16 protein-coding genes are annotated in these 22734 nt (G+C 66.5%); 12 read left to right on the top strand and 4 right to left on the bottom strand.

Features of this window, described 5'->3' with window-relative positions; all coding sequences use genetic code 11:
• Positions 1-30: 30 nt before the first annotated feature.
• The gene (glnA, locus tag OU11_RS00395; protein ID WP_033513876.1) at positions 31-1467 is read right to left on the bottom strand and encodes a type I glutamate--ammonia ligase; all 1437 of its coding nucleotides are present in this window, start codon (positions 1465-1467) and stop codon (positions 31-33) included.
• Between the two features lie 195 nt (positions 1468-1662).
• On the opposite strand from glnA, the gene OU11_RS00390 reads away from it, so the two are divergent.
• Positions 1663-4338, top strand: coding sequence for a heavy metal translocating P-type ATPase (locus tag OU11_RS00390; RefSeq protein ID WP_033513875.1), 2676 nt, complete (start codon positions 1663-1665; stop codon positions 4336-4338).
• Between the two features lie 118 nt (positions 4339-4456).
• On the opposite strand, the gene OU11_RS00385 is transcribed toward OU11_RS00390, so the two are convergent.
• The 3 genes from OU11_RS00385 to OU11_RS00375 all read right to left on the bottom strand — a co-directional run bounded on the left by OU11_RS00385 (position 4457) and on the right by OU11_RS00375 (position 7587).
• A complete protein-coding gene (locus tag OU11_RS00385; RefSeq protein WP_033513874.1) occupies positions 4457-5242 on the bottom strand; it encodes a DUF4191 domain-containing protein in 786 nt (261 codons plus the stop codon).
• A gap of 72 nt (positions 5243-5314) precedes the next feature.
• Positions 5315-6793 (bottom strand): FAD-dependent oxidoreductase, encoded by a 1479-nt coding sequence (locus tag OU11_RS00380; RefSeq protein ID WP_033513873.1) that lies wholly within the window; start codon positions 6791-6793, stop codon positions 5315-5317.
• Positions 6794-6969: 176 nt separating this feature from the next.
• Positions 6970-7587, bottom strand: a complete 618-nt coding sequence (locus OU11_RS00375; RefSeq protein WP_033513872.1) for a DUF3043 domain-containing protein — start codon at positions 7585-7587, stop codon at positions 6970-6972.
• Positions 7588-7727: 140 nt separating this feature from the next.
• Here OU11_RS00375 and OU11_RS00370 point away from each other — a divergent pair, with 140 nt between their 5' ends.
• From OU11_RS00370 to argJ, 11 genes are all read left to right on the top strand, one after another.
• Entirely contained in the window at positions 7728-9095 is a 1368-nt protein-coding gene (locus OU11_RS00370) for a dipeptidase (RefSeq protein ID WP_033513871.1), read from the top strand.
• A gap of 457 nt (positions 9096-9552) precedes the next feature.
• Positions 9553-10167, top strand: a complete 615-nt coding sequence (locus OU11_RS00365) for an ECF transporter S component (protein ID WP_033505859.1) — start codon at positions 9553-9555, stop codon at positions 10165-10167.
• Between the two features lie 175 nt (positions 10168-10342).
• Positions 10343-12799: an ATP-binding cassette domain-containing protein gene (locus tag OU11_RS00360; protein ID WP_052122529.1), complete on the top strand. Its 2457-nt coding sequence runs from the start codon at positions 10343-10345 to the stop codon at positions 12797-12799.
• A 102-nt stretch (positions 12800-12901) separates the two neighbouring features.
• Positions 12902-13540: a response regulator transcription factor gene (locus OU11_RS00355; protein WP_052122500.1), complete on the top strand. Its 639-nt coding sequence runs from the start codon at positions 12902-12904 to the stop codon at positions 13538-13540.
• A complete protein-coding gene (locus OU11_RS00350) occupies positions 13519-14820 on the top strand; it encodes a sensor histidine kinase (protein ID WP_033513868.1) in 1302 nt (433 codons plus the stop codon). The genes OU11_RS00355 and OU11_RS00350 overlap by 22 nt, the downstream gene beginning before the upstream one ends.
• A gap of 55 nt (positions 14821-14875) precedes the next feature.
• Entirely contained in the window at positions 14876-15838 is a 963-nt protein-coding gene (locus tag OU11_RS00345) for a TrmH family RNA methyltransferase (protein WP_033514017.1), read from the top strand.
• 81 nt (positions 15839-15919) lie between these two features.
• Positions 15920-16987 (top strand): phenylalanine--tRNA ligase subunit alpha, encoded by a 1068-nt coding sequence (gene pheS / locus OU11_RS00340; RefSeq protein WP_033513867.1) that lies wholly within the window; start codon positions 15920-15922, stop codon positions 16985-16987.
• Between the two features lie 7 nt (positions 16988-16994).
• Positions 16995-19604, top strand: a complete 2610-nt coding sequence (gene pheT, locus OU11_RS00335; protein WP_033513866.1) for a phenylalanine--tRNA ligase subunit beta — start codon at positions 16995-16997, stop codon at positions 19602-19604.
• A 104-nt stretch (positions 19605-19708) separates the two neighbouring features.
• Positions 19709-20332, top strand: a complete 624-nt coding sequence (locus OU11_RS00330; RefSeq protein ID WP_033514016.1) for a DUF4190 domain-containing protein — start codon at positions 19709-19711, stop codon at positions 20330-20332.
• Between the two features lie 135 nt (positions 20333-20467).
• Positions 20468-21562, top strand: coding sequence for an N-acetyl-gamma-glutamyl-phosphate reductase (argC, locus tag OU11_RS00325; RefSeq protein WP_033513865.1), 1095 nt, complete (start codon positions 20468-20470; stop codon positions 21560-21562).
• Positions 21559-22728 carry a bifunctional glutamate N-acetyltransferase/amino-acid acetyltransferase ArgJ gene (gene argJ, locus OU11_RS00320; protein WP_033513864.1) on the top strand — a complete coding sequence of 390 codons (1170 nt, stop codon included), beginning with the start codon at positions 21559-21561 and terminating at the stop codon, positions 22726-22728. Before argC ends, argJ begins: the two co-directional genes overlap by 4 nt.
• Positions 22729-22734: the final 6 nt, after the last annotated feature.

Here is a 22734-nt window from a genome sequence, read left to right as displayed (position 1 = left end):
CGGGGCCCAAGTTAGCTCATCAAGCCAAACTCAGATGTGGAAGTAGAGCTCGTACTCCAGCGGGGTCGGGCACAGGCGGGCCTGGTCGATCTCGCCGCGCTTCAGGTCGATCCACGTCTCGATGAGGTCCTCGGTGAACACGTCACCGGCGGTCAGGAAGTCGTTGTCCTCCTCGAGCGCGTCGAGCGCCTCGGACAGCGAGCCCGGCACCTGCTTGATGCCCGCATGCTCTTCCGGCGGCAGCTCGTACAGGTCCTTGTCGATCGGTGCCGGCGGCTCGATGTGGTTGAGGATGCCATCCAGACCGGCCATGAGCTGGGCCGAGAACGCCAGGAACGGGTTGCAGGACGGATCCGGCGCACGGAACTCGATGCGCTTGGCGGCCGGCGAGGTGCCGGCGAGCGGGATGCGGATGGCGGCCGAACGGTTGCGGGCCGAGTACACCAGGTTGACCGGGGCCTCAAAGCCGGGGACCAGACGGTGGTACGAGTTCAGCGACGGGTTGGTGAACGCCAGCACCGACGAGGAGTGCTTGATCAGACCGCCGATGTACCAGCGGGCGATGTCGGACAGGCCGCCGTAGCCCTGCTCGCTGTAGAACAGCGGCTTGCCGTCCTTCCACAGCGACTGGTGGCAGTGCATGCCGGTGCCGTTGTCGCCGGCGATCGGCTTGGGCATGAAGGTGGCGGCCTTGCCCGCCAGGAAGGCGGTCTCGTGGATCACGTACTTGAACTTCATCAGATCGTCGCCGGCGTGCTGCAGCGTGTTGAAGCGGTAGTTGATCTCCTGCTGGCCGGCGCCGCCGACCTCGTGGTGCGCGCGTTCCAGGATCAGGCCGACCTTCTGCAGGTTGGCGACCATGTCGTCGCGCAGATCCTGGTAATGGTCGCACGGCGGCACCGGGAAGTAGCCGCGCTTGACGCGGTTCTTGAAGCCGATGTTCGGGGTGCCGTCCTCTTCCACGTCGTTGCCGGTGTTCCACGGGGCCTCGATGGAGTCGACCTCGTAGAACGAACGCTGCATCGTGTTCTCGAAGCGCACCTTGTCGAACAGGAAGAACTCGGCCTCCGGGGCGAAGCAGGCGGTGTCGGCGATGCCGGTGGCTTTCAGATAGGCCTCGGCCTTGGCGGCCACCTGGCGCGGGTCGCGCGAATACGGTTCGTCGGTCAGCGGATCGACGATCGAGAACGCCACGTTGAGGGTCTTGTGCTTGCGGAACGGATCGATGTAGGCGGTTTCGACATCCGGGATGAGCTTCATATCGGATTCGTTGATGGCCTGGAAGCCCTCCACCGAGGAACCGTCGAACGGCATGCCCTCGTCGAAGGCGTCCTTGAGGAATTCGCTTGCGGGCACGTTGAAGTGCTGCTGGACGCCGATGAGGTCGGTGAATCGGACGGAGACGTATTCCACGCCTTCCTTGTTGATCAGGGCCTCGGCATCGGCCTTGGTTTGCAGTGCAGTCACTGGACCGCTCCTTTCGCATGAGATGGTTACGAGTTCCAAGTGTAGAAGAAATGGTTTCGGTTACGCGCCCATTGGGTTACGGGAATGTTTCATAAGTGCACCATGAGAGGGATTCGCCGCCGGCTGACGGCAGGTGTGCGGATGCTATGTTGTTATCAGACACGGTCGTCGAAGGTATGAGAGGAGACGCGGACGATGACGCAGGAACGCTATGACGTGACCGGCATGACGTGCGCGGCCTGCCAGGCGCATGTGCAGAAGGCGGTGAGCGGGCTGCCGGGCGTCCGCCAGGTGTCCGTGAACCTGCTGAAGAACAGTATGACCGTGGATTACGATGAGTCGAGTCTGGACGGCCGCCGGATCGTGGAGGCCGTGGAGAAGGCCGGATACGGTGCCACCTTGGAACGGCCGAAGGCGATGGGGGCCGCGGTGCCGGGAACGGCCGAGACGCCGGCGGACAGGGCGCGTCGGCAGTATCGGGTGATGCGCCGCCGCGTGGTGTGGTCGTTCGTGTTCGCCGTGCCGCTGTTCTATCTGGCGATGGGGCACATGATGGGCTGGCCGCTGCCGGGCATCGTGCTGGGCGAACGAAACGCGATGATCTACGCCTTCACCCAGTTCCTGCTGTTGCTGCCGATTCTGGCGGTCAACGCGCAATACTTCAAGGGCGGGTTCACGAGTCTGCTGCACCGGGCGCCGAACATGGACGCGCTGATCGCGCTGGGTGCCGGTGCCTCGGTGGTCTACGGCGTCTATGCGCTGTATAAGATCGCGTTCGGCCTGGGGCATGGCGACACGGCGATGGTCGCGCAGTTCTCCCACGACCTGTACTTCGAGGGCGCGGGCACGATCCTGGCGTTGATCACGCTCGGCAAGTTCTTCGAGGCCCGCGCCAAGGGGCGCACATCCGCCGCGATCGACGCGCTGCTGGATCTGCGGCCCAAGCGGGCCGTCGTCTTGCGTGACGGCGTGGAAACCACGATTCCCGTCGAACAGGTGCAGGTGGATGACGTGCTCGTCGTGCGCACCGGCGAATCGATTCCGGTGGACGGCATCGTGCTCTCCGGCACCGCCGCGGTCGACGAATCGGCGATCACCGGCGAATCCGTACCGGTCGACAAGCAGGTCGGGGATACGCTCATCGGCGCCACGATCAGCCGCAGCGGCTACATCACCATGCGGGCGACCAAGGTGGGGGAGGAGACCGCCTTGGCCCAGATCATCCGTTTGATCGATGAGGCCACGAGCTCCAAGGCCCCCATCGCCAAACTGGCCGACAGGGTGGCGGGCGTGTTCGTGCCGGTCGTCATCGCGATCGCCGTCATCACGGCCGTCGTCTGGCTGCTCGTCGGACAGACCCCCGAATTCGCATTGACCATGGCCGTATCCGTGCTCGTCGTCTCCTGCCCGTGTGCGCTGGGACTGGCCACTCCCACCGCCATCATGGTCGGCACCGGACGCGGCGCGGCGAACGGCATCCTGATCAAATCCGCCGAAGCCTTGGAGATCGCTCATGGCGCGGACACCGTCGTGCTCGACAAAACCGGCACGATCACGCAAGGCGACCCCCGCGTCACCGACATCGCCCATCGTGCGGATGCCACGGTGGACGATGTGCTGCGCGTCGCCGGCGCATTGGAACGCCCGTCCGAGCATCCCTTGGCCAAGGCCATCGTGGCCGAGGGGGAGCGCCGCGGCATGACCGGGACGATCGCCGGGGCATTCACGCAGATTCCCGGACAGGGGGTGCGTGGCGTCGTCGACGGCAAGGATTGTCTGGGCGGCAACATGGCCATGATGACGGCGTTCGGCGTCGATGTGACCGTGGCCGAACCAATTTGCGACCGGTTGGCCGGCGAGGGGAAGACCCCGTTGTTCTTCGCCGTCGAAGGCCGGCTGCTCGGTGTCGTCGCCGTGGCGGATACGGTCAAGCCGAGCAGCCGCGCGGCCATCGCCGATATGAAGGCGATGGGACTCGACGTGGTGATGTTGACCGGCGACAACGACCGTACCGCCCGTGCGATAGGGCACCAGGTGGGCGTGGACCGCGTGGTGGCCGATGTGCTGCCTCAGGACAAGGAGCGTGAGATACGCCGCCTGCAGGATGAAGGCCGGCGGGTGGCGATGGTGGGCGACGGCATCAACGACGCCCCCGCGCTGGTCCGTGCCGACGTGGGGTTGGCGATCGGCGCCGGCACCGACGTGGCCATGGAATCGGCCGACATCGTGCTGATGCGCAGCGATCTCAACGACGTGCCGGCCGCCATCGAGTTGAGCCGCGCCACCATCCGCACCATCAAGCAGAACCTATTCTGGGCGTTCTTCTATAACATCATCGGCATCCCGATTGCCGCCGGCTGCTGGTATGCGGCCTTCGGCCTGAGGATGAACCCGATGGTGGCCGCGCTGGCGATGAGTTTCAGTTCGGTGTTCGTGGTCGGCAACGCGCTGCGGCTGCGCCTGTTCAAACCGAGGTATTCGGCCCTGGCCGGCAGCGCGCAGTCCGATGGCGAACAGGCCGGCGCGGGGGACACGGTGATGGTTTCGGCATTCGGAACGGATGCCGAACCATGCCGGGAAACGCTGCGCACGGAAGAATCGTCGGCGTCGGCCACTGCGGACGGCGCCACACAACCAACCATCCAACAAGGAGGAATCACGATGAGGAAAACACTCGGCATCGAAGGCATGACCTGCGGCAACTGCGTCAAGCATGTCACCCGTGCGCTGGAAGGCCTGCCGGGGGCGAGCGATGTGTCGGTCAGCCTGGAGGACAAGTCGGCCGTGGTCAGCGTGCCGGAAGGCGTGACCGACGAGCAGATCACCGCCGCCGTGGTCGATGCCGGCTACGAGGTCGTCTCGATCGCCTGACCGGTTTTCGCGCTTGCCGTCGATCCCGGCCGGGCGGACCGGCGGGGAATGAACGGCAGAGGATATGGAAAGAGCCGCCCATCGGGCGGCTCTTTCCATGCATGAGATCTGCGCCAGGTCAGCGGCCACGCATGGCGCGACGGCTGATCTTCTGCGGGCGGGTCGGGTCGATGCCCTTCGGGATGCCCAGACCCTGCTTGGTCTGCAGCGTACGCAGACGGTCGTTCAGGATGTCCAGCTCACGCTGCGTGAGCAGGAAACGGGAACGCGGATGGATCTTGGCGATCAGCTTGTTCTTATGGTTCGACGGCACGTAGGACTTCTGCTTGACGATGGTCTTGCGCAGATCCTTGAGCTTGACCTGCTTGTCGCCGGAGCCCACGCAGATGCGGTACACCGGAATCGACGAACCGGCGGTCACGCCCTTGATCGCATGCTCCTGACGGTCCATGGCCCGCATCACACGGCCGTAATCGCCCTCGCCGAGCAGATAGATGCCGTTGAACCCGGTGCCGCGCCAGATGGCGTCCTTGGTCTTGGCATCGAACCACACCGGCTGCTCGGGGAAATTGAAGCCGGCCTTGCTGATGTTGCGCAACACGCTGACGGCGGCGCCGGGCTTGCCCTCCAGATGGGCATAGCCGACGCGATCCGCACGGTTGGTCAGGGTCATGGTGGCGAACAGCGCGCCGATCATGATGGCCATGATCATCACGAAGATCCAGGTCAGCCACGTCCAGTGGAACACAAGACCCAGAATCACGAACACCACCACAGGGGCCAGCCATGCGCCGGCCAGCAGCCACGGCAGCTGCTTGTCGTCGGCATACGTGTACTTGTAGATCTGTGCGATCTGCTTGAACAGGTTCTGCTTCTTCTGCGGCTTCTCGTCCTTGGACGCCATGCGAATCCTCACTTCCGCTCGTTGTACGGACACACTAGACCCTTAGTCTAGCAGTACGGCGACATCGCCGGCCTACCGTGTGTGCAACGGACGGTCATCCGCCTTCAGCAGCGCCTCGCCCATGGTCTCGGCGAATGTCGGATGCGGATGGATGAGCCGCGCGGCCTGCGCGAGCGGCACATGATTGCCGACCAGCTGCTGCGCCTCGGCGATCAGGTCGCTGGCGACCGGCGCCACCATGTGCACGCCGAGCACCAGCTCGACGTCCGGCCGGTCGGCGGCCGCGCCGGTGACCACGGACAACGACCCCGCGGCCCCGCTCATCATCATGCGCGCATTGCCCATCATCGGATACGGCGTCTCGCGCACATCGACCAGATCGGCGCGGGATCGCGCCTGATCCGCGGTCAAGCCGACGCTCGCCGCCTCGGGCAGCGAGAACACGATCTGCGGCACCGTGGTCTCGTCCACCGGTCGGGGATCGCATCCGGCGATCGCCTCCGCCACGACGATGCCCTGCTCGAACGCGCGGTGCGCCAGCGCATGCCCGGGCGTGATATCGCCGACCGCCCACACACCCGGCGCCGAGGTCCGTCCCATCGCGTCGGTGACGACGAAACCTCGGCCATCCCGATCTATCCCGGCATCGTCCATCCAGTCGAAATCGGTGACCGGGTCACGCCCCACGGCCGCCAGCACAATCTGCGCATATGCCTGCTGCTCGCCGTCCTCGCCCTCACGTGTATACCGTACGGTGGCACCGAGGTTCACGCCGGTCTCCACCGCCGTCACATGGCTGCGGGTCACCACGTTCACGCCGGACCGTTTGAGCTCGCGCGTCAGCGTCGTGGCGGTGCGGCGGTCCCAGCCGGAGAGCACACGGTCCTTGCGGATCAGCAGCGTGACCTCGCAGCCGGTCTGGCTCCACAGGGAGGCGAATTCCACGGCGATCGCCCCCGATCCGATGATGATCGCGCTGTCCGGGAACGTGTCCTGCTCCAACGCCTGCGTGGAGTCGATCAGCGCCCCGCGGAACGGTTCGCCCGGCAATGCACGCGGACGCGAGCCAGTTGCCAGTACCACGTTCGCCGCGTCCAGTCGCAGCGAATCCCCTACGGGTTCCGCCACCTCCGCCTTGGCGTACCGCAGCACGGCCCCGCAGCCGGGGGAGGGGGCGACGACGACCTGATGCGCGTCGGCGAGCGCGGCTTCGCCCCGGAACACGATGATGCCGCGGTGCGCCACCAGTCCGGCCAGACCTTTGACCATCGTGTCCACGGCGCGCATCCGGTAGTCGCGCAATGCGCCGAAATCGAATCCGGTCACCTGCAACTGCAGGCCGGCGGTCGACGCCCACTTTGCCGTATGCATCGTGTGCGCGGCGGTCAGCAGCGCCTTGGAGGGGATGCATCCGCGGTTCAGACAGGTGCCGCCGAGCGTGGCGTCGCGTTCCACCAGTGCGACCGACAACCCCAGCTCCGCCGCACGCAGCGCCGTCGCGTACCCGCCGGGACCCGCCCCAATGACGACGATATCGAATGTCTGCGGCATCGATGCCTCCTAAGCATAGTGAACCAATGAAGTGCCGTGTCCCATTGTAGAAACGGTTGCGGAAACCGTCGCGGACACCGCCCCCGGATACGACGAAGGCCGCCGCACGAACGCGACCGGCAGGCGGTGCGATCGTGCGGCGGCCCGTGAGATTTGGGCGAGATCTGGGTTCCCCGTCACTCGGGCCAGTGACCGCGCTTGGGGTACTTGGGCTTCGGCAGACGCCAACGGCGCAGCTGAATGGCGCGGCTCCACGCATAGGAGCCGGAACGCATGCCCTTGGCCACCGACTTCTCGCCGAACTTCTCGATGAGCTTCTTCTTGAGCTTGCGCCACATGACCACCACGTCGATGATCGCGGCGAACAGGTACACGTACAGCAGCAGCATCAGCGGCAGCGACAGAACCGGCCAGAAGAAGGACACGACCATCGAGAGGATGAGGATGCCGAACGCCACCGGGATGAAGAACTCGCCGAGGTTGAAGCGGGCGTCCACATAGTCGCGGATGTACACGCGCCACGGCAGACGCTCGGCCTTGGGCATATGGTTGATGTCGCCGGTGCGCATGGCCTCGTACTCGGCGTTCTCCTTCTCGCGCTGGCGCGCCTTGGCGGCCTTGGCGCTGGCCTTGCGGTCCTTGGGCACCAGCGGGCGCAGGTTCTGTTCCTGGGCGTCCTTGCGCTTCGGGGTGGCATGCCCCTTGCCGGCGGTGGGTTCGGGCCTGGCGGCCTTGGCGGATTCCTCGACGGGCACCTGTGCCTCGTCCTGCTTCTTAAACGGGTTCCATGTCATGCTTGCAGGTTACGGTGACGTCTAGACGCTCGATTCCGGCCATTCGTCGGCACTTCGCCGGCAGCGGCGCACGCGGAGGGCCGGGGCGGGCGGAGGACTACGCCCTGGAAGACCAGGAACCCCAGATATAAAGGAGAAACATGGCATCCGTGAACGTGGATGAGATCCGGTCCCGCGTTGAGGAGGACTGGCCGCGCATCGTTGAACTGATCGAGCGCAAGATCGCGTTGAAGTCGATCTCCGCCGAAGGCATCACCGGCGAGCAGATGCGCCGTTCCGCCGAATTCGTGGCCGAGGAGCTGCGCCTTGTCGGCATCGACGCCAAGGTGGCCCAGGCGCACAACGCCGACGGCACCCCCGGTGCCTGGGAGGTCATCGGCTCGCGCATCGTGGACCCGGACGCCCCGACCGTACTGCTGTATGCGCACCATGACGTGCAGCCGGTTCCGGACCCGAGCGTGTGGCAGACCGAGCCGTTCGTGGCCACGCAGGTCGGCGACCGCCTGTTCGGCCGTGGCTCGGCCGACGACTGCGGCGGCATCGCCATCCATTCCGGTGCGTTGAAGGCGCTCGGCGACGAACTCAAGGTCAATATCAAGGTGTTCATCGAAGGCGAGGAGGAGATGGGCTCGCCCAGCTTCATCCCGTTCATCGAGGCGCACCGCGACGAATTCGACGCCGACGTGATCATCGTGGCCGACTCCGGCAACTGGTCCGCCGACATCCCCTCGCTGACCACGTCGCTGCGCGGCAACACCACGCTCGACGTGCATGTGCGCGTGCTCGAGCACCCGGTGCACTCCGGCCAGTACGGCGGCCCGATCCTGGATGCGAACACGCTCGCCGCCATGCTCATCGCCTCGATGTACGACGCCAACGGCGAGATGCAGGTGCCGGGCGTCGCCGCCGAGGAGCCGATCGGTGGCCTGCAGCGCGATCTGGACGAAGCCGACGTGCGCCGTGACGCCGGCATCCTGCCCGGCTACCGTCTGGCCGGCACCGGCTCGCTCGCCTCCCGCCTGTGGACCAAGCCGAGCGTGACCGTCATCGGCTTCGACGCCCAGCCGGTCGAGGGTTCGTTCAATGTGATCAGCCATGAGACCACGTTTCGTCTCTCGCTGCGCACCGCGCCGAACCAGCGCCCCGAACAGGCGCAGCAGGCGCTGGCCGACTTCCTGGTGGCGCACGCGCCGTTCGGCTGCGAGGTGACCGTGACCCCCGGCGAGAACGGCATGGGCTGGGCCATGGATCCGAACGCGGAGGCCACCAAGGACGCGCTGGCAGCCATGGAGGAGGCCTTCGGCGTCGCCCCGGTCAACAAGGGCGAAGGCGGCTCGATCCCGTTCATCCCGGATCTGCAGCGCATCTTCCCCGAAGCCCAGGTGCTGGTCACCGGCCCGGAGGATCCGAAGGCCAACGCGCACAGCCCGAACGAGTCGATCTCGATGCCGAGTCTGAAGAAGAACATCGTCACCGAGGCGCTGCTGCTCGACAAGCTCGCCCGCTGAGCGGAGAGGGGCGTGGGCGTGGTATGGAAGCGAAATATATCCACTGGAAGGATTCCGTACCGTACCACGGCGATTCAGGCCCGATAGGAATGGCTTGATTCCAAGGAATTGATGGTTGATTCCGTGCCATGGTACGGTACGGAATCAACCATTTGGGGTTAGATGGGTTCCGTACCGCATACTGGTGGTACGGAACCTTTTCCATTGGCCGGATTCTGTACCGTACCGCGCCACACTGTTTCGTGCCACGGTTTTGGACAGGGGATGCGGTAGGGTCGGAAACCGACACGGGGGCTTCGCCGCCGGTTCCCGCATCCGCAGGAACGGCGAGGCTGAGATGAGGGCTACCTCGACCGATTGAACGTATACCGGGTAATGCCGGCGCACGGACGTCGCTCTTTTCCCGTGCCTTGACGCAGCGCCGAAAGTCGGCGCGCGGGAGAGAAAGGCACATCGCATGTCTTCTGCTATTACCGAATCCAAAGCCGTCCTGAAATGGCGTGTCGTCGATATCGCCGTCGCCTCGGTGATCGGCGTGGCCAGCGCCCTGATCTACTGGGTCGTCGCCATCGCCACCGCCGCGCCGTGGAGCGCGCTGGAGGCGATCATCCCCGGCCTGGCCGGCGTGTTCAACGGCCTGTGGCTGTTCGCCGGACCGCTGGCCGCGATCATCGTCCGCAAGCCGGGCGCCGCCGTCTACGCCGAGGTTGTGGCCGGCGTGCTCGAAGCGCTGATGGGCAACATGTGGGGCGGCGTCGAAACCTTCCTGATCGCCCTGGTGCAGGGCCTGTTCGCCGAGATCGCCTTCCTGATCTTCGCCTACCGCAAGTGGAACCTGCCGGTGACGATCCTGTCCGGCGCCCTCTCCGGCGTCGCCTGCTGGGGATACTCCTTCCTGACCAACCTGCAGGCCATCGACGTGTTCCAGACCTACGGCGTGGTCTACGTCCTCACCACGGTGATCTCCGGCATCGTGTTCGCCGGCGTGCTCATGTGGTACCTGTACATCGCGCTCGCCAAAACCGGTGCGCTAGACAAGTTCGCCTCCGGTCGTGAGGTGCGCGGCCGCTGAACCTGACGCATGGCGCGGGCCGCAACGCCCGCGCCGTCAACGTCGTATGAACCGCCGCCTATGCGGCTGAGGACCATCAAGGGGAATCGTGGACGAACAGCTGAGCATCGACACCGCGCGACAGGGAACCGACCCCACGCCGGCGAATCATGACGCAACGCATGCCGACAACGCGGTGCTGCGCTTCGAGAACTGGGGGTACCGTCACGCCTCGCGCCGGCATTTCGCCGTACGGGGGCTGAACATCACCGTCGAGGCGGGACAGCGTGTGCTGCTGCTCGGCGCGTCGGGCATCGGCAAATCCACGATCCTCGAAGGCGCCGCGGGTCTGCTTGGGGGAGAGGAGAACGCGGAACGCACCGAGATGATGGCCGACGGCACGATGCTGACCACCGACGCGGAGGGCGGCGTGACCGAAGGCCGCGTGCTGGTCGACGACGTGCCGGTCACCCGCGCGCGCGGACGCATCGGCCTGGTGCTGCAGGACCCCGATGCGCAGGCGATCTTCCAGCGGCTCGGCGACAACGTGGCGTTCGGCCCCGAGAACCTCAACGTGCCGCGGGACCAGATCTGGCAGCGGGTGCGCGACGGTCTGCGTGCGGTGGGACTGGAAGGGGTTCAGCTGCACCGTTCGACCCTGCACCTGTCCGGCGGGCAGATGCAGCGACTCGCCCTGGCCGGCGCGCTGGCCATGCGCCCGGGTGTGCTGCTGCTCGACGAACCCACGGCGAACCTCGACCCCGACGGCGTCACCCAGGTCGTGGACGCGGTACGCGATGTGCTCGACACCTATCATTCCACGATGGTGCTGGTCGAGCACCGCGCCGGACCGTGGATCGACATGATCGACCGCGTGGTGGTGCTCGGGTTGGAGACTGACGAACAGCAATCCGCCCGCATCGCCCAGCAAGGCGATGAGGAGGAGGTCGACCGCGGCGGATTCAAACGCACGGTCGTCGTCGCCGACGGCACCCCGGACGAGGTGTTCCGTGATCCCGGACTCGACTTCGCCGAACTCGGCATCTGGCTGCCGGATCGATACCGCCGCCCCGAGGACGAGATCGTCCGCATCCACACCGACGATGAGCCGCCATACGATCCGTCCGTCGGTACTGGCCAGGTGCTGCTGTCCGCGCGGGATCTGTCCATCGGCCGCGATGGGAAGGCCATCGCCGAGCATATCGACCTCGATTTCACCGCCGGACAGATCACCGCGCTGGTCGGCGCGAACGGCGCCGGCAAATCCACGTTGTCGCTGACGCTGGCCGGTCTGCTCGAACCGGTGCGCGGGCAGGTGCAGGCTTCGGCCCAGCTGGCCGCGGACGCGGACGGCGACGCGCCGATCGCTTGGAAGTCCACCGAGCTGGCCTCCCGCATCTCCTACGTGTTCCAAAACCCCGAGCACCAGTTCGCGCGCGGCAGCGTACTGGAGGAGGTCATGCTCGGGCCTCTGCGCACCGGATGCAGTGAAGCGGAGGCGGAACGCCGCGCGCGTGAACTGCTGACGCGGTTCCGGCTCATCCAATACGCCCATCAGAACCCGTACACGCTCTCCGGCGGCGAGAAGCGGCGGCTGACCGTGGCCTCCGCCCTGGCCGCGGCGCCGCGCGTGCTCATCCTCGACGAGCCGACCTTCGGCCAGGACCGGCGCACCTGGATGCAGATCGTGCGCCTGATCCACGGCCTGCGCGGCGACGGCGTGAGCATCATCGTGGTCACGCACGACCGCGAACTGGTCACCGCGCTCGGCGCCCGACTGGTGGAGCTCACCCCCTCCGACCGGACAGGGGAGTGGACGGCGTCCGGCGCGTCCGACCCCCGCATCCCCGTCAGCCCGGTCAACGAGCGCGTCGAGGACCCCAAGCCGTCGAGCCGCTCGCCGTTCCTGGCCGCCCGCAATCCCGCGTACCGGCTGATCGGCGCGTTCCTGGCCTCGCTGCCGATGCTGCTGAGCTTGGATTGGGTCTCGGCCACGGTGGCGCTGGCGCTGGAGCTCATCATCCTGTGGTGCATCGGGCTGACCCCCTGGCGCGTCGTCAGGTCCACCTGGCCGATCTTCATCGGCGCCCCGGGCTCCGCCCTTGCCGTGCTGCTGTATGGCAAGGAGGGCGGCGAGACCTGGTGGCAATGGGGACTGATGCACGTCACCGACCGGTCGGCCGAGCTGGCGGTGGCCACCGGCATACGAATCCTGGCCATCGGCATCCCCGCCATCATCGCCGTGCTCGGCATCGACGCCACCGACCTGGCCGACGCGTTCAGCCAGATCCTCAGACTGCCCGACCGGTTCGTGTACGGCGGCCTGGCCGGCATGCGGCTGTTCTCCGTGCTGCATGACGACTGGGCGGCGCTGACCGCGTCGCGCAGGTCGCGCGGCCTGGGCGACGAGAACAAGGTCAAGGCGTTCCTCCCGCAGACCTTCGCGCTGCTGGTGCTGTCGATCAGACGGTCGACCACGCTGGCCACGGCCATGGAGGCGCGCGGGTTCGGCGGCGACGGGCCGCGCAGCCACGCGCGTGTCAGCACCGTGGATGTCCTCGATTGGGTATATCTGTGCGCGTGCATCGCCATCCCCGCGATTGCGTTGATTACAGCGGTTTGCGCCGGGTCGTTCTCCTTCCTCGGGCAATGAGCGGCGCCTGCCGATTTGGATCCGGGGAGGGGGATTACACGTAGGATGCTGATAAGAGGAGACAAATCCCGTATGGGATCAGTGTGATTGGGAGGTATCCGAGTGAATCGGGAAATCACCGTCGGCATCGTGGACAACGACCGATTTGTACTGCCGAGTCTGAAGGCCAGCATCGAGGAATTGTCCGACGACATGCAGGTGATCTGGACCACGTCCGACGGCGGGCAGGCTGTGTCCAACTGCCTGACCGCCGCGACCCGTCCGAAGGTGCTGCTGGCCGACATGTCGATGGAGGGCGTGTCCGGCATCTCGGTGTGCCGCCGCATCCGTACGCGCATCGGCAAGGTCGGCATCCTGGCGATGACCGCCTACTCCATCGACAGATACGCCGAGAAGGCCTCGCTGGCGGGCGCGCAGGGCATCGTCGGCAAGTCCGATGACCAGCAGATCGTCACCGCCATCCGTACCATCGCCTCCGGCGGGACGTGGGGCGATGGATTCGAGATCGCCCTGACCGCGCATGTGCGGCTGAAGAACCAGACCTCCGCCAACGCCGTGTTGACCGACCGCGAATTCGAGGTCATGGACTCGTTCGCCGCTGGCATGTCCATCCAGGCGATCGCCGAGACACTGAACATCACGCCGGAGACGGTCAAGAAGCACGGGCAGCGCGCCATGCACAAGCTCGGCGCGAACTCGCGATGGCAGGCGGTGGCGATGTGGCTCAACTCGCAGGCCTGAACCGGCTGGCCCATATCCTGAGGATCGACGAGACCCCCGAATTCCCGGACAACCACCATCTGGCCGGCACCAAGCCGATTGTCATCAATCCGCTGCGGCATCCCACACGCCTGTGGCAGGTGGGCGCATTGGCGATGGTGCAGCTGATCGAGACCCTGGTGATGCCATCCGGCGACACGTCGAACATGATCGTCGCCCTGATCTTCCTCGCGCTGTATCTGTCGATCTGCGTGTTCCCCGTGCCGTCCTCGGTGATCGTGGCCCTGTACTTCTCGGTGGCCTGCTGCCTGACGCCGCTGCACGGTTCCGGCGAGCTGCTATGCATGGCGTACACGCTGGGCACGTTGGTGTATGACACCAGCATGCGCCTGGGTCTGGTCGCCGCGGTCCCGGTGCTGGTCGGCATCTATGTGCAGGCGTGGCGGTTCCCGGACACCAGCTGGAATCTGGCCCTGAACAGCGCCCCGGTGCTCACGTTCCTGCTGCTGCTGATCCTGAACTTCGGCCAGGTCAACCGCAACCGGTCCAAGCTGATGGAGCTCAGGCTACGGGATGAACGCGCGCAGGACCTGATGCATCGCGTGAAGGTGGCGCGCATGATCCACGACTCGGTGACCGGTGATCTGGCGAACATCGCACGGGTCTCCCAACGGCAGATGCGTCAGTGCGGCGATCCCGAACAGCATGAGGCCTGGCGTCAGATCAACGAGCAGTCTGTCCGCGTGCTCGACGGCGTGCATGCCGTCATCCGCCAGTTGAGCGCCGAGACGGCGGAGAAGCATCCGGACGGAGCGCATGAGGGACCGCAGGAGCGGCTGAACGAGCGCGTGCGCGTATGGGAACGCCGGCTGTCCGAGTCCGGTATCTACGGCGACGTGCGCGTGATCGACCATAACGGCGCCCCGACACCGTTCTCGGGCAAGGATGCGAGCGTACGGCAATCCTGCATGCTGGCGATGATCGACGAGACGTTCACCAATATCATGCGGCATTCCGTGCGCGGCGAGAACGCCTACAACATGGTGATCACCTTGGGCGAACGCCATCTCGAACTCGTGGAGATGAATCCGATTCCGGACGAGCGGAAGACCAGCGACGACATCGATGACATCCTGGATCTGCCCGGCGGCAACGGCCTGCGTCTGCACCGGGAGGAGATCGAATCCCTCGGCGGCGTGATGTCCGTGGGCGAGGAGGACGGCACTTGGGTGCTGTACATGCGTATGCCGTATGCCGGTCCCGACAACGCCGAAGGCCGCACGCCGTTCCGCCGTCGGTGACACGCGTCCCGGCGCGATGCCGGGCCGCGCCATGCCGGGCTGTAGGGTGGAGGGTATGCCGATGCAGCGAACCATCATCGATAACCTGAAGTCCGAACGGGTGCGCCGGGTGGCGGATCTGTCCAACCGGCGGTCCCGGGCCAGAACCGGCCAGTATGTGATCGAGGGACCGCAATCCGTGCGCGAGGCCGTGCGATGCGTGCCGCAGGCCGTGCGTGACGTGTACGTGGCTGTCGACGATTCGGGCGGCGCCGGGCATACCGATATGGCGTTGCTCGCCCGGCACGGCTACGCGCGGATGCCGGACGAGTCATGCGAGGGGATCCCGGTATCGGCGTTGCTGGCCCCGATCGTGGCGGAGGCGTTGCCCCACGGCGTCTATGTGCACCTGTGCAGCGCCGGGGTCATCGAACGGATGAGCCGTGACGCGCAGGGCATCGTGGCGGTGGGGGACATGCAGGCCACAAGGGATGCGATGACCGGCACCGCCCCCGAAACGCCGGGAGTCGGAGGTTCGGGCGGAAGTCCATCACTGGTGGCGGCCTTCTGGCAGGTGCGCGACCCCGGCAACGCGGGCACGGTGATCCGTGCGGCCGATGCCGCGGGCTGTGCGGCGGTCGTGTTCGTGGACGAGTGCGTGGACATGTTCAACCCGAAGGTGATCCGAGCCACGGCCGGTTCGCTGTTCCACCTGCCGGTGCTGACGATGACCACCGAGGAATTCTTCACGTGGTGCTCGGAGCGTGGACTGGCGGTGACGGCCGCCGACGTCTACGGCACGCCCGGGAACCGGCCGGTGCCGCTGCCCGAGCTGTTGGGCGGTGACGGCGGCCGCGATGCCGACCGTGCGGTGCTGTTCGGCAATGAGGCTCGGGGCCTGCCGGACGACGTGCTGGAGCGTTCGGACACGGTGGTTTCGATTCCGATCTACGGCCGGGCGGAGTCGCTGAATCTGGGCACGAGCGCCGCCGTCATGCTGATGAGCATGGCTATGTCGAGTCGCTTTGGGAGAATGTAAAGTCGTAAAACGCCGGTAAATCGCGCTTTTGCGGGTTTGCCGCGCGGCTGACGATGTAGGAAGACGCAGGAAAGGGAGCTCGTGGCACAACAAGCGGTGTTCGATGCTCAGGCGGTGACCGATGCGGTCGCCGAGGGCATCGCGAGGATAGAGAACGCCTCCAGCACGGAGGAACTGAAAGCCATCAAGACGCAGTATGCGGGCGCCGATTCGGCGATGACGCAGGCCAGCAAGGCCATCGGCGCGCTGCCCGCCGACCAGAAGAAGGAGGCCGGCAAGCTCATGGGTCGGCTGCGCGCCGACTTCGGGCGCGCGTTCGGCGCACGTGAGACCGAGCTGAAGGCCCAGGAGGAGGCGCGCGCACTCGCCGCCGAAACCGTGGACATGACCCTGCCGATCCGGCGCAAGCCGTTGGGCGCGCGCCATCCGCTGGCCAAGGTGATGGAGGATTGGGAGGACTTCTTCATCTCGATGGGCTGGCGCATCTCCTCCGGCCCGGAGGTGGAGACCGAATGGTTCGACTTCGACGCGCTGAACTTTGGCCCCGACCATCCGGCCCGCCAGATGCAGGACACCTTCTACGTCAAGGGCTCGCAGGCGCGTGACGCCGCGGGCTTCGTGGGCTCGAACATGGTGCTGCGCACGCAGACCTCGTCCGACCAGGTCCGCGCGCTGCTGGAATACGGCGTGCCGCTGTACATCGCCTCGCCGGGCCGCGTGTTCCGCACCGACGAACTGGACGCCACGCACACCCCGGTGTTCCACCAGTGCGAGGCGCTCGCCGTGGACAAGCATCTGACCATGGCCGACCTGAAGGGCGTGCTGGACAAGCTGGCCGTGGCCATGTTCGGCCCGGAGGCCAGGACCCGTCTGCGCCCGAGCTACTTCCCGTTCACCGAGCCGAGCGCCGAGCTCGACCTGTGGTTCCCGGACAAGAAGGGCGGTGCCGGCTGGCTCGAGTGGGGCGGCTGCGGCATGGTGAACCCGAACGTGCTGAAGTCCGCCGGCCTGGACCCGGACGTGTACACCGGCTTCGCGTTCGGCATGGGCATCGAGCGTACGCTGCTGCTGCGCCATGACATCAATGACATGCACGACCTGGTCGAAGGCGACGTGCGATTCAGCAAGCAATTCGTGATGGGAGAGTGAAAAGCCCATGCCTATGGTTGATATTGACTGGCTCAAGGACCATGTCGAGGTTCCCGAGGATCTGACGTACGAGCAGTTGGCGAAGGACCTGGTCAAGGTCGGCCTGGAGGAGGAGGAGATCCACGCCTCCCAGGTGACCGGACCGATCGTGGTCGGCTATGTGGTGGACGCCACGCCGGAACCGCAGAAGAACGGCAAGACCATCAACTGGTGCCACGTGGACGTCGGCGACGAATACAACGACGTGGACGAGAACGGCAACAAGGTGCCCCGCGGCATCGTGTGCGGCGCCCCGAACATGAAGGCCGGGGAGAAGGTCGTCGTCACGCTGCCGGGCGCCGTGCTGCCCGGTGACTTCCGCATCGAACCGCGCAAGACCTACGGCCACATCTCCGACGGCATGTGCGCCTCCGAACGCGAGCTGGGTCTGGGCGACAGCCATGACGGCATCATCCTGCTGCGCGAGTACGGCTTCACCCCCGCCGAATACGAGGCCCTGAAGCCCGGCGACGACGCGATGCACCTGCTGCATCTGGACCAGCCGCTGCTGGAGATCAACATCACGCCGGATCGCGGCTATGCGCTCTCGTACCGTGGCGTGGCCCGCGAATACCACCATTCCACCGGCGCCGCCTACGTTGATCCGGTGAGTGCGCTGGACGGGAAGACCCCGGTCACCGAGGGCTTGGAACCCGGCACTCCCACGGACATCGAGGTGTCGATCGAGGACGACAACCCGATTCACGGCGTGCCCGGCTGCGACCGCTACTACGCCCGCGCCATCCACGGCTTCGATCCGTCCGCCAAGACGCCGAACTGGATGCGCCGTCGCCTGATCCGCGCCGGCGTGCGTTCGATCTCGCTGGCCGTGGATGTGACCAACTACGTCATGCTCGATCTGGGCCAGCCGATGCACGCCTATGATATGGACAAGCTCGAAGGCCCGATCGTGGTGCGCCGCGCCCGCGAAGGCGAGCATCTGGTCACCCTGGACGGCAAGGACCACGAGCTGAGCGTCGAGGATCTGCTGATCACCGATTCGCCGAACGGTGAGCGCGGTTCCCGCATCATCGGCCTGGCCGGCGTGATGGGCGGCCTGTATGGCGAGGTGACCGCGGAGACCAAGAACATCCTGCTGGAGGCCGCGCACTTCGACCAGGTGTCGATCGCGCGTTCCGCCCGCCGCCACAAGACCCCGTCCGAGGCCTCCCGTCGGTTCGAGCGCGGCGTGGATACGCAGCTGCAGCCGGCCGCCGCGCAGATGGCCGCCGAGCTGCTGATCCGCTACGGCAATGGCGAGGCCTCCGAGCATCCGACCGACGTGAACAACGTGCCGCGCCGCCGGACGATCCATTTCAAGTCCACCGAGGTCGCGCGCGTGACCGGTCTGGATACCGACGTCAACCGCATCAGCGAGATCCTGACCGATATCGGCTGCGGTGTGGCCGGCGGCGGCAACGGCGAGTTCTCGGTCATGCCGCCGAGCTGGAGGCCGGATCTCAACGAACCGTGCGACCTGGTCGAGGAGGTCGCGCGTCTGGTCGGCTATGACGAGATCCCGGTGACCGTGCCGCCCGCTCCGGTGGAGGGCGAGGTCGGTCTGACCGGCGACCAGCGCCGTAAGCGCCAGGTGGCCGACGAACTGGCCGAATACGGCATGGTGGAGGCGCTGACCTACCCGTTCGTGGGCGACGAGGACTACAAGGCCTTCGGTTACGATGTGGACGAGATCAAGCGTGTGAGCGTGGAGATCGCCAATCCGCTGGCCGGCGACCGTCCGTTCCTGCGCCGCGACATCCTGCTGACGCTGGCCCAGACCGTGCGCCTGAACCTGCGCCGCGGCATGGAGAACGTGTCGCTGTATGAGCTGGGCCATGTCTACCTGTGGAACCCGGACGCCCCCGCGATTCCGGCGCTGCCGGGCGGTGTGCGCCCGAGCGACGAGCAGTTGGCGGCGCTGGACGCCGGCCTTCCGGATCAGCCGCTGCACGTGGCCGGCATCCTGACCGGCGATGCGGTCCAAACCGGCTGGCTGGGCGAGCGCCGCGCCGTGGACTGGAGTGACGCCGCCGAAGCCGTGCATCGCATCTCCGAGCGTCTGGGCGCCGATCTGACGTTCGACCAGCCCGCTCCCGCCGACGTGCCCGCCCAGTGGCATCCCGGCCGCATGGCCCGTGTGCTGATCGGCCAGACCGCGGTGGGCGTGGTGGGCGAGCTGCACCCGCATGTCAACGAGGCGTTGGGCCTGCCCGCGCATTCGGCCGCGTTCGAACTGGATCTGACCGCGCTGTTCGCCGAACTGGACAACGCGCCGATCCAGGCCAAGCCGATCTCCACGTTCCCGCCCGTCAAGCAGGATCTGGCGTTCACGGTGCCGCAGTCGGTCACGGCCGCGGCGTTGGAGCGCGCGATTCGCGAGGCGGCCGGCGACGTGCTCGAATCGATCGAACTGTTCGACGTGTTCACCGGCGACCAGTTGGGCGACGGCATGAAGTCGCTCGCCTACGCCGTCACGTTCCGTGCCGTCGACCGCACCCTTGATTCCGAGGACAGCGAGGCCATCCGCAAGGCCATCATCGATAAGGCCGCCGAGCTCGGAGCGCAGCTGCGCGCCTGAGCGATGCCGATACGGGCTTGCCTTCCGGGAGCATCGCCGAAGGCAAGCCCGTGCCGCATCCGGTGGCATCCGCATGGCACCGCATGAATAAGGAGTATCCGTCCATGACCGCCCCGAACGAACAGCCGCAGCCGTCCGCTCCGTCGTCGCAGCCGGAATACGGCGCGATGGCGAACCAGTATCCGGCCGGGTACGATCCCTACGTGTACGGACGTCCCGACGCCGAATCGCAGCCCGCCACGGCACCGTCAGGCGGGCCTTCGGCGCAGCCGCAGCCGTATGCGGGCCATGCCGCGCCGGACGCGGGCAACGGTCCCTATGATCCGTACCGGCAGCAGGAACAGTATGGTCCCGCGCAGGACGGGTGGCGGACGGGAGGGGAGCGGCCCCGGCCGTTCGGCGGCATCGACATGGACGATCCCCGTCAGAACCCGCTGTATGGCCACTGGGATTTCTATGCCATCCTGTCGCTGGTGTTCGCGCTGATACTGCCGGTTCCGGTGCTGCCCGCCGTGATGGGAGGGGTGGCCATGTGGCGCACCCGCACGTTCCGGATGAAGGGGTACGGGCTGGCGCTGGCCGCGGTGATCGTCAACGTGATCTATACGCTGGCCGTGTTGTGGATGACGTTCAACGGCCTGTCGGCGACGGATCTGTATCAGCAGATGCTCGATGGCATGATCGGGCAGGGAAGCACCGGCGACGGGGGAACCTCGGTCAGCGCCTGATGGCGGTCCGCCGGAAGACGGCGGCCGTACGCCGGACACCACACAACATGCATAATTATGCAATGTACTGCATAAAGTGTATGCTGGTTGCTCGTTGGATGCGCATGGCCATCATGCGCGGAAAGGTGACGTGAAATGGCGAAGTACACGGTCGCCGTGGCAGGGGCCACGGGGTATGCGGGCGGCGAGGCGCTGCGCATTCTGGCGGCGCATCCCGCGTTCGAGGTGACGTGCGTGGCCGGGCATTCCTCGGTGGGGGACAAGCTGGGCAAGCATATGCCGCACATCCCGCAGCTGGCCGACCTGGTGGTCGAGGACACCACGCCCGGGGCGCTCAACGGCCATGACGTGATCATCCTGGCGTTGCCGCATGGTGCGTCCGGCGCGATCGCCGCACAGCTCGACCCGAACGCGGTCGTCGTCGACCTCGGCGCCGACCACCGTCTCGAGGAGCGTTCGGCCTGGGACGAATACTATGGCGGCGATTTCTATGAGCACTGGACCTACGGCATGCCCGAGCTCATCGTCGGCAGGGATTCCGACGGCGGATACCTGCGGCAGCGCGTCGCCATCCCCGGCACCAAGCGCATCGCCGGCCCTGGCTGCAACGTCACGGCCGTGACGCTGGCCATGCAGCCGGCGGTGGCCGAGAACCTGATCGAACCCACCGATATCGTGGCCGACCTGGTCGTCGGCTATTCGGGCGCCGGCAAGAACCTCAAACGCGCGAACCTGCTCGCCGCGGAGGCGTTCGGCTCCGCCGTCCCCTATTCGGTGGGCGGCACGCACCGGCACATCCCCGAGATCCTGCAGAACCTCGCGCACGCCGCCGGTCTGGGGGCGGCGGACGCAGAACGTTTCACGCTCGGGTTCACGCCGATCCTGGCACCGATGTCCCGCGGCATCCTGGCTTCGGTCTCCGCGCGCATGACCGACAAGGCCATGGCGATGACGGATGCCGAGATCCACGGCATCTGGGAACGCGCCTACGAAGGGCAGGAATTCATGGTCGTGCTGCCGGAAGGCGTGTTGCCGGCCACGCAGAACATCATCGGGTCGAACGCGGCCCATCTGCAGGTGGTCGTGGACCGCAAGGCGCGGCGTCTGCTCGCCTTCGCCGCCATCGACAACCTCAACCGCGGCACCGCCGGACAAGCCGTGCAGTCGTTGAACATCGCATTGGGATTCCCCGAGGATCAGGGATTGACGAAGATTGGAGTGGCACCGTGAGCGTAACATTCGCCAAGGGATTCGAGGCGGCGGGCGTCGAAGCCGGCATCTCAGCCGTGGAGGGCAAGAAGGACCTGGCGCTGGTCGTCAACGCGGGGCCGCTGGACGCCATCGCCGGCGTGTTCACGCCGAACCGGTTCTGCGCGGCACCCGTGCAATGGAGCCGGAGGATCGTGGCCGACGGGCACGCCAAGGCCGTGATCCTCAACTCCGGTGGGGCGAACGCCTGCACCGGTCAGGCCGGGTACGACCAGTCCGCGGCCACGGCCGCCAAGGTGGCCGGACTGCTCGGCTGCGACGCCGAGGACGTGGCCGTCTGCTCGACCGGTCTGATCGGCGAGCTGCTGCCGCTGGACAACGTCCTGTCCGGCGTCGAGACCGCCTTCGGCGCGCTGGCGGACACCGCCGAGGCCGGCGCCGACGCCTCGCATGCGATCATGACCACCGACACCAGGCCGAAGACCGTCGAGATCGAAGGCGCCGGCTACCGCATCGGCGGCATGGTCAAAGGCGCGGGCATGATCGCCCCCCAGCTGGCCACCATGCTGTGCGTCATCACCACGGACGCCGTGGTGAGCGCCGGGCAGCTGCAGGCCGCGCTGAGCGTCGGCGTGGACACCTCGTTCAACCGCATCGACGTGGACGGCTGCATGTCCACCAACGACACGGTGCTGCTCATGGCCTCCGGCGCCTCGGGCACGGAACCCGACCCCGACGAGTTCAATGCGCTGGTGGCGCAGGCCTGCGCCGCACTGGCCCGGCAGATCATCGGCGACGGCGAAGGCGCGAGCCACGACGTGCGGATCACCGTCACCGGCGCGACCAGCGAGGACGCCGCACTGGCCTGCGGACGCGCCGTGGCCGCGTCGAACCTGCTCAAATGCGCGATCGCGGGCAACGATCCGAATTGGGGCCGCGTCGTCAGCTCCCTGGGCACGGTTCCCGAATCCGTGGCGCCGTACGATCCGAACCAGGTGACCGTGGACATCAACGGCGTGCGCATCTGCGACGGCGGCAAGCCCGGACGCGACCGTTCCGAGGTCGACATGACGCCGCGCGAGGTGCATATCGACATCGACCTGAACGCCGGGGACGCCGAGGCGACGGTGTGGACCGACGACCTGACCCACGAATACGTGCATATCAACGCCGACTACGAAAGCTGAACGATC

This window comes from Bifidobacterium pullorum DSM 20433 (assembly GCF_000771405.1).
In the GTDB taxonomy this organism is placed as follows: Bacteria; Actinomycetota; Actinomycetes; order Actinomycetales; family Bifidobacteriaceae; genus Bifidobacterium; species Bifidobacterium pullorum.
Note: the sequence above shows the minus strand (reverse complement) of the source record. Positions and strands in the feature narration are given on the sequence as shown.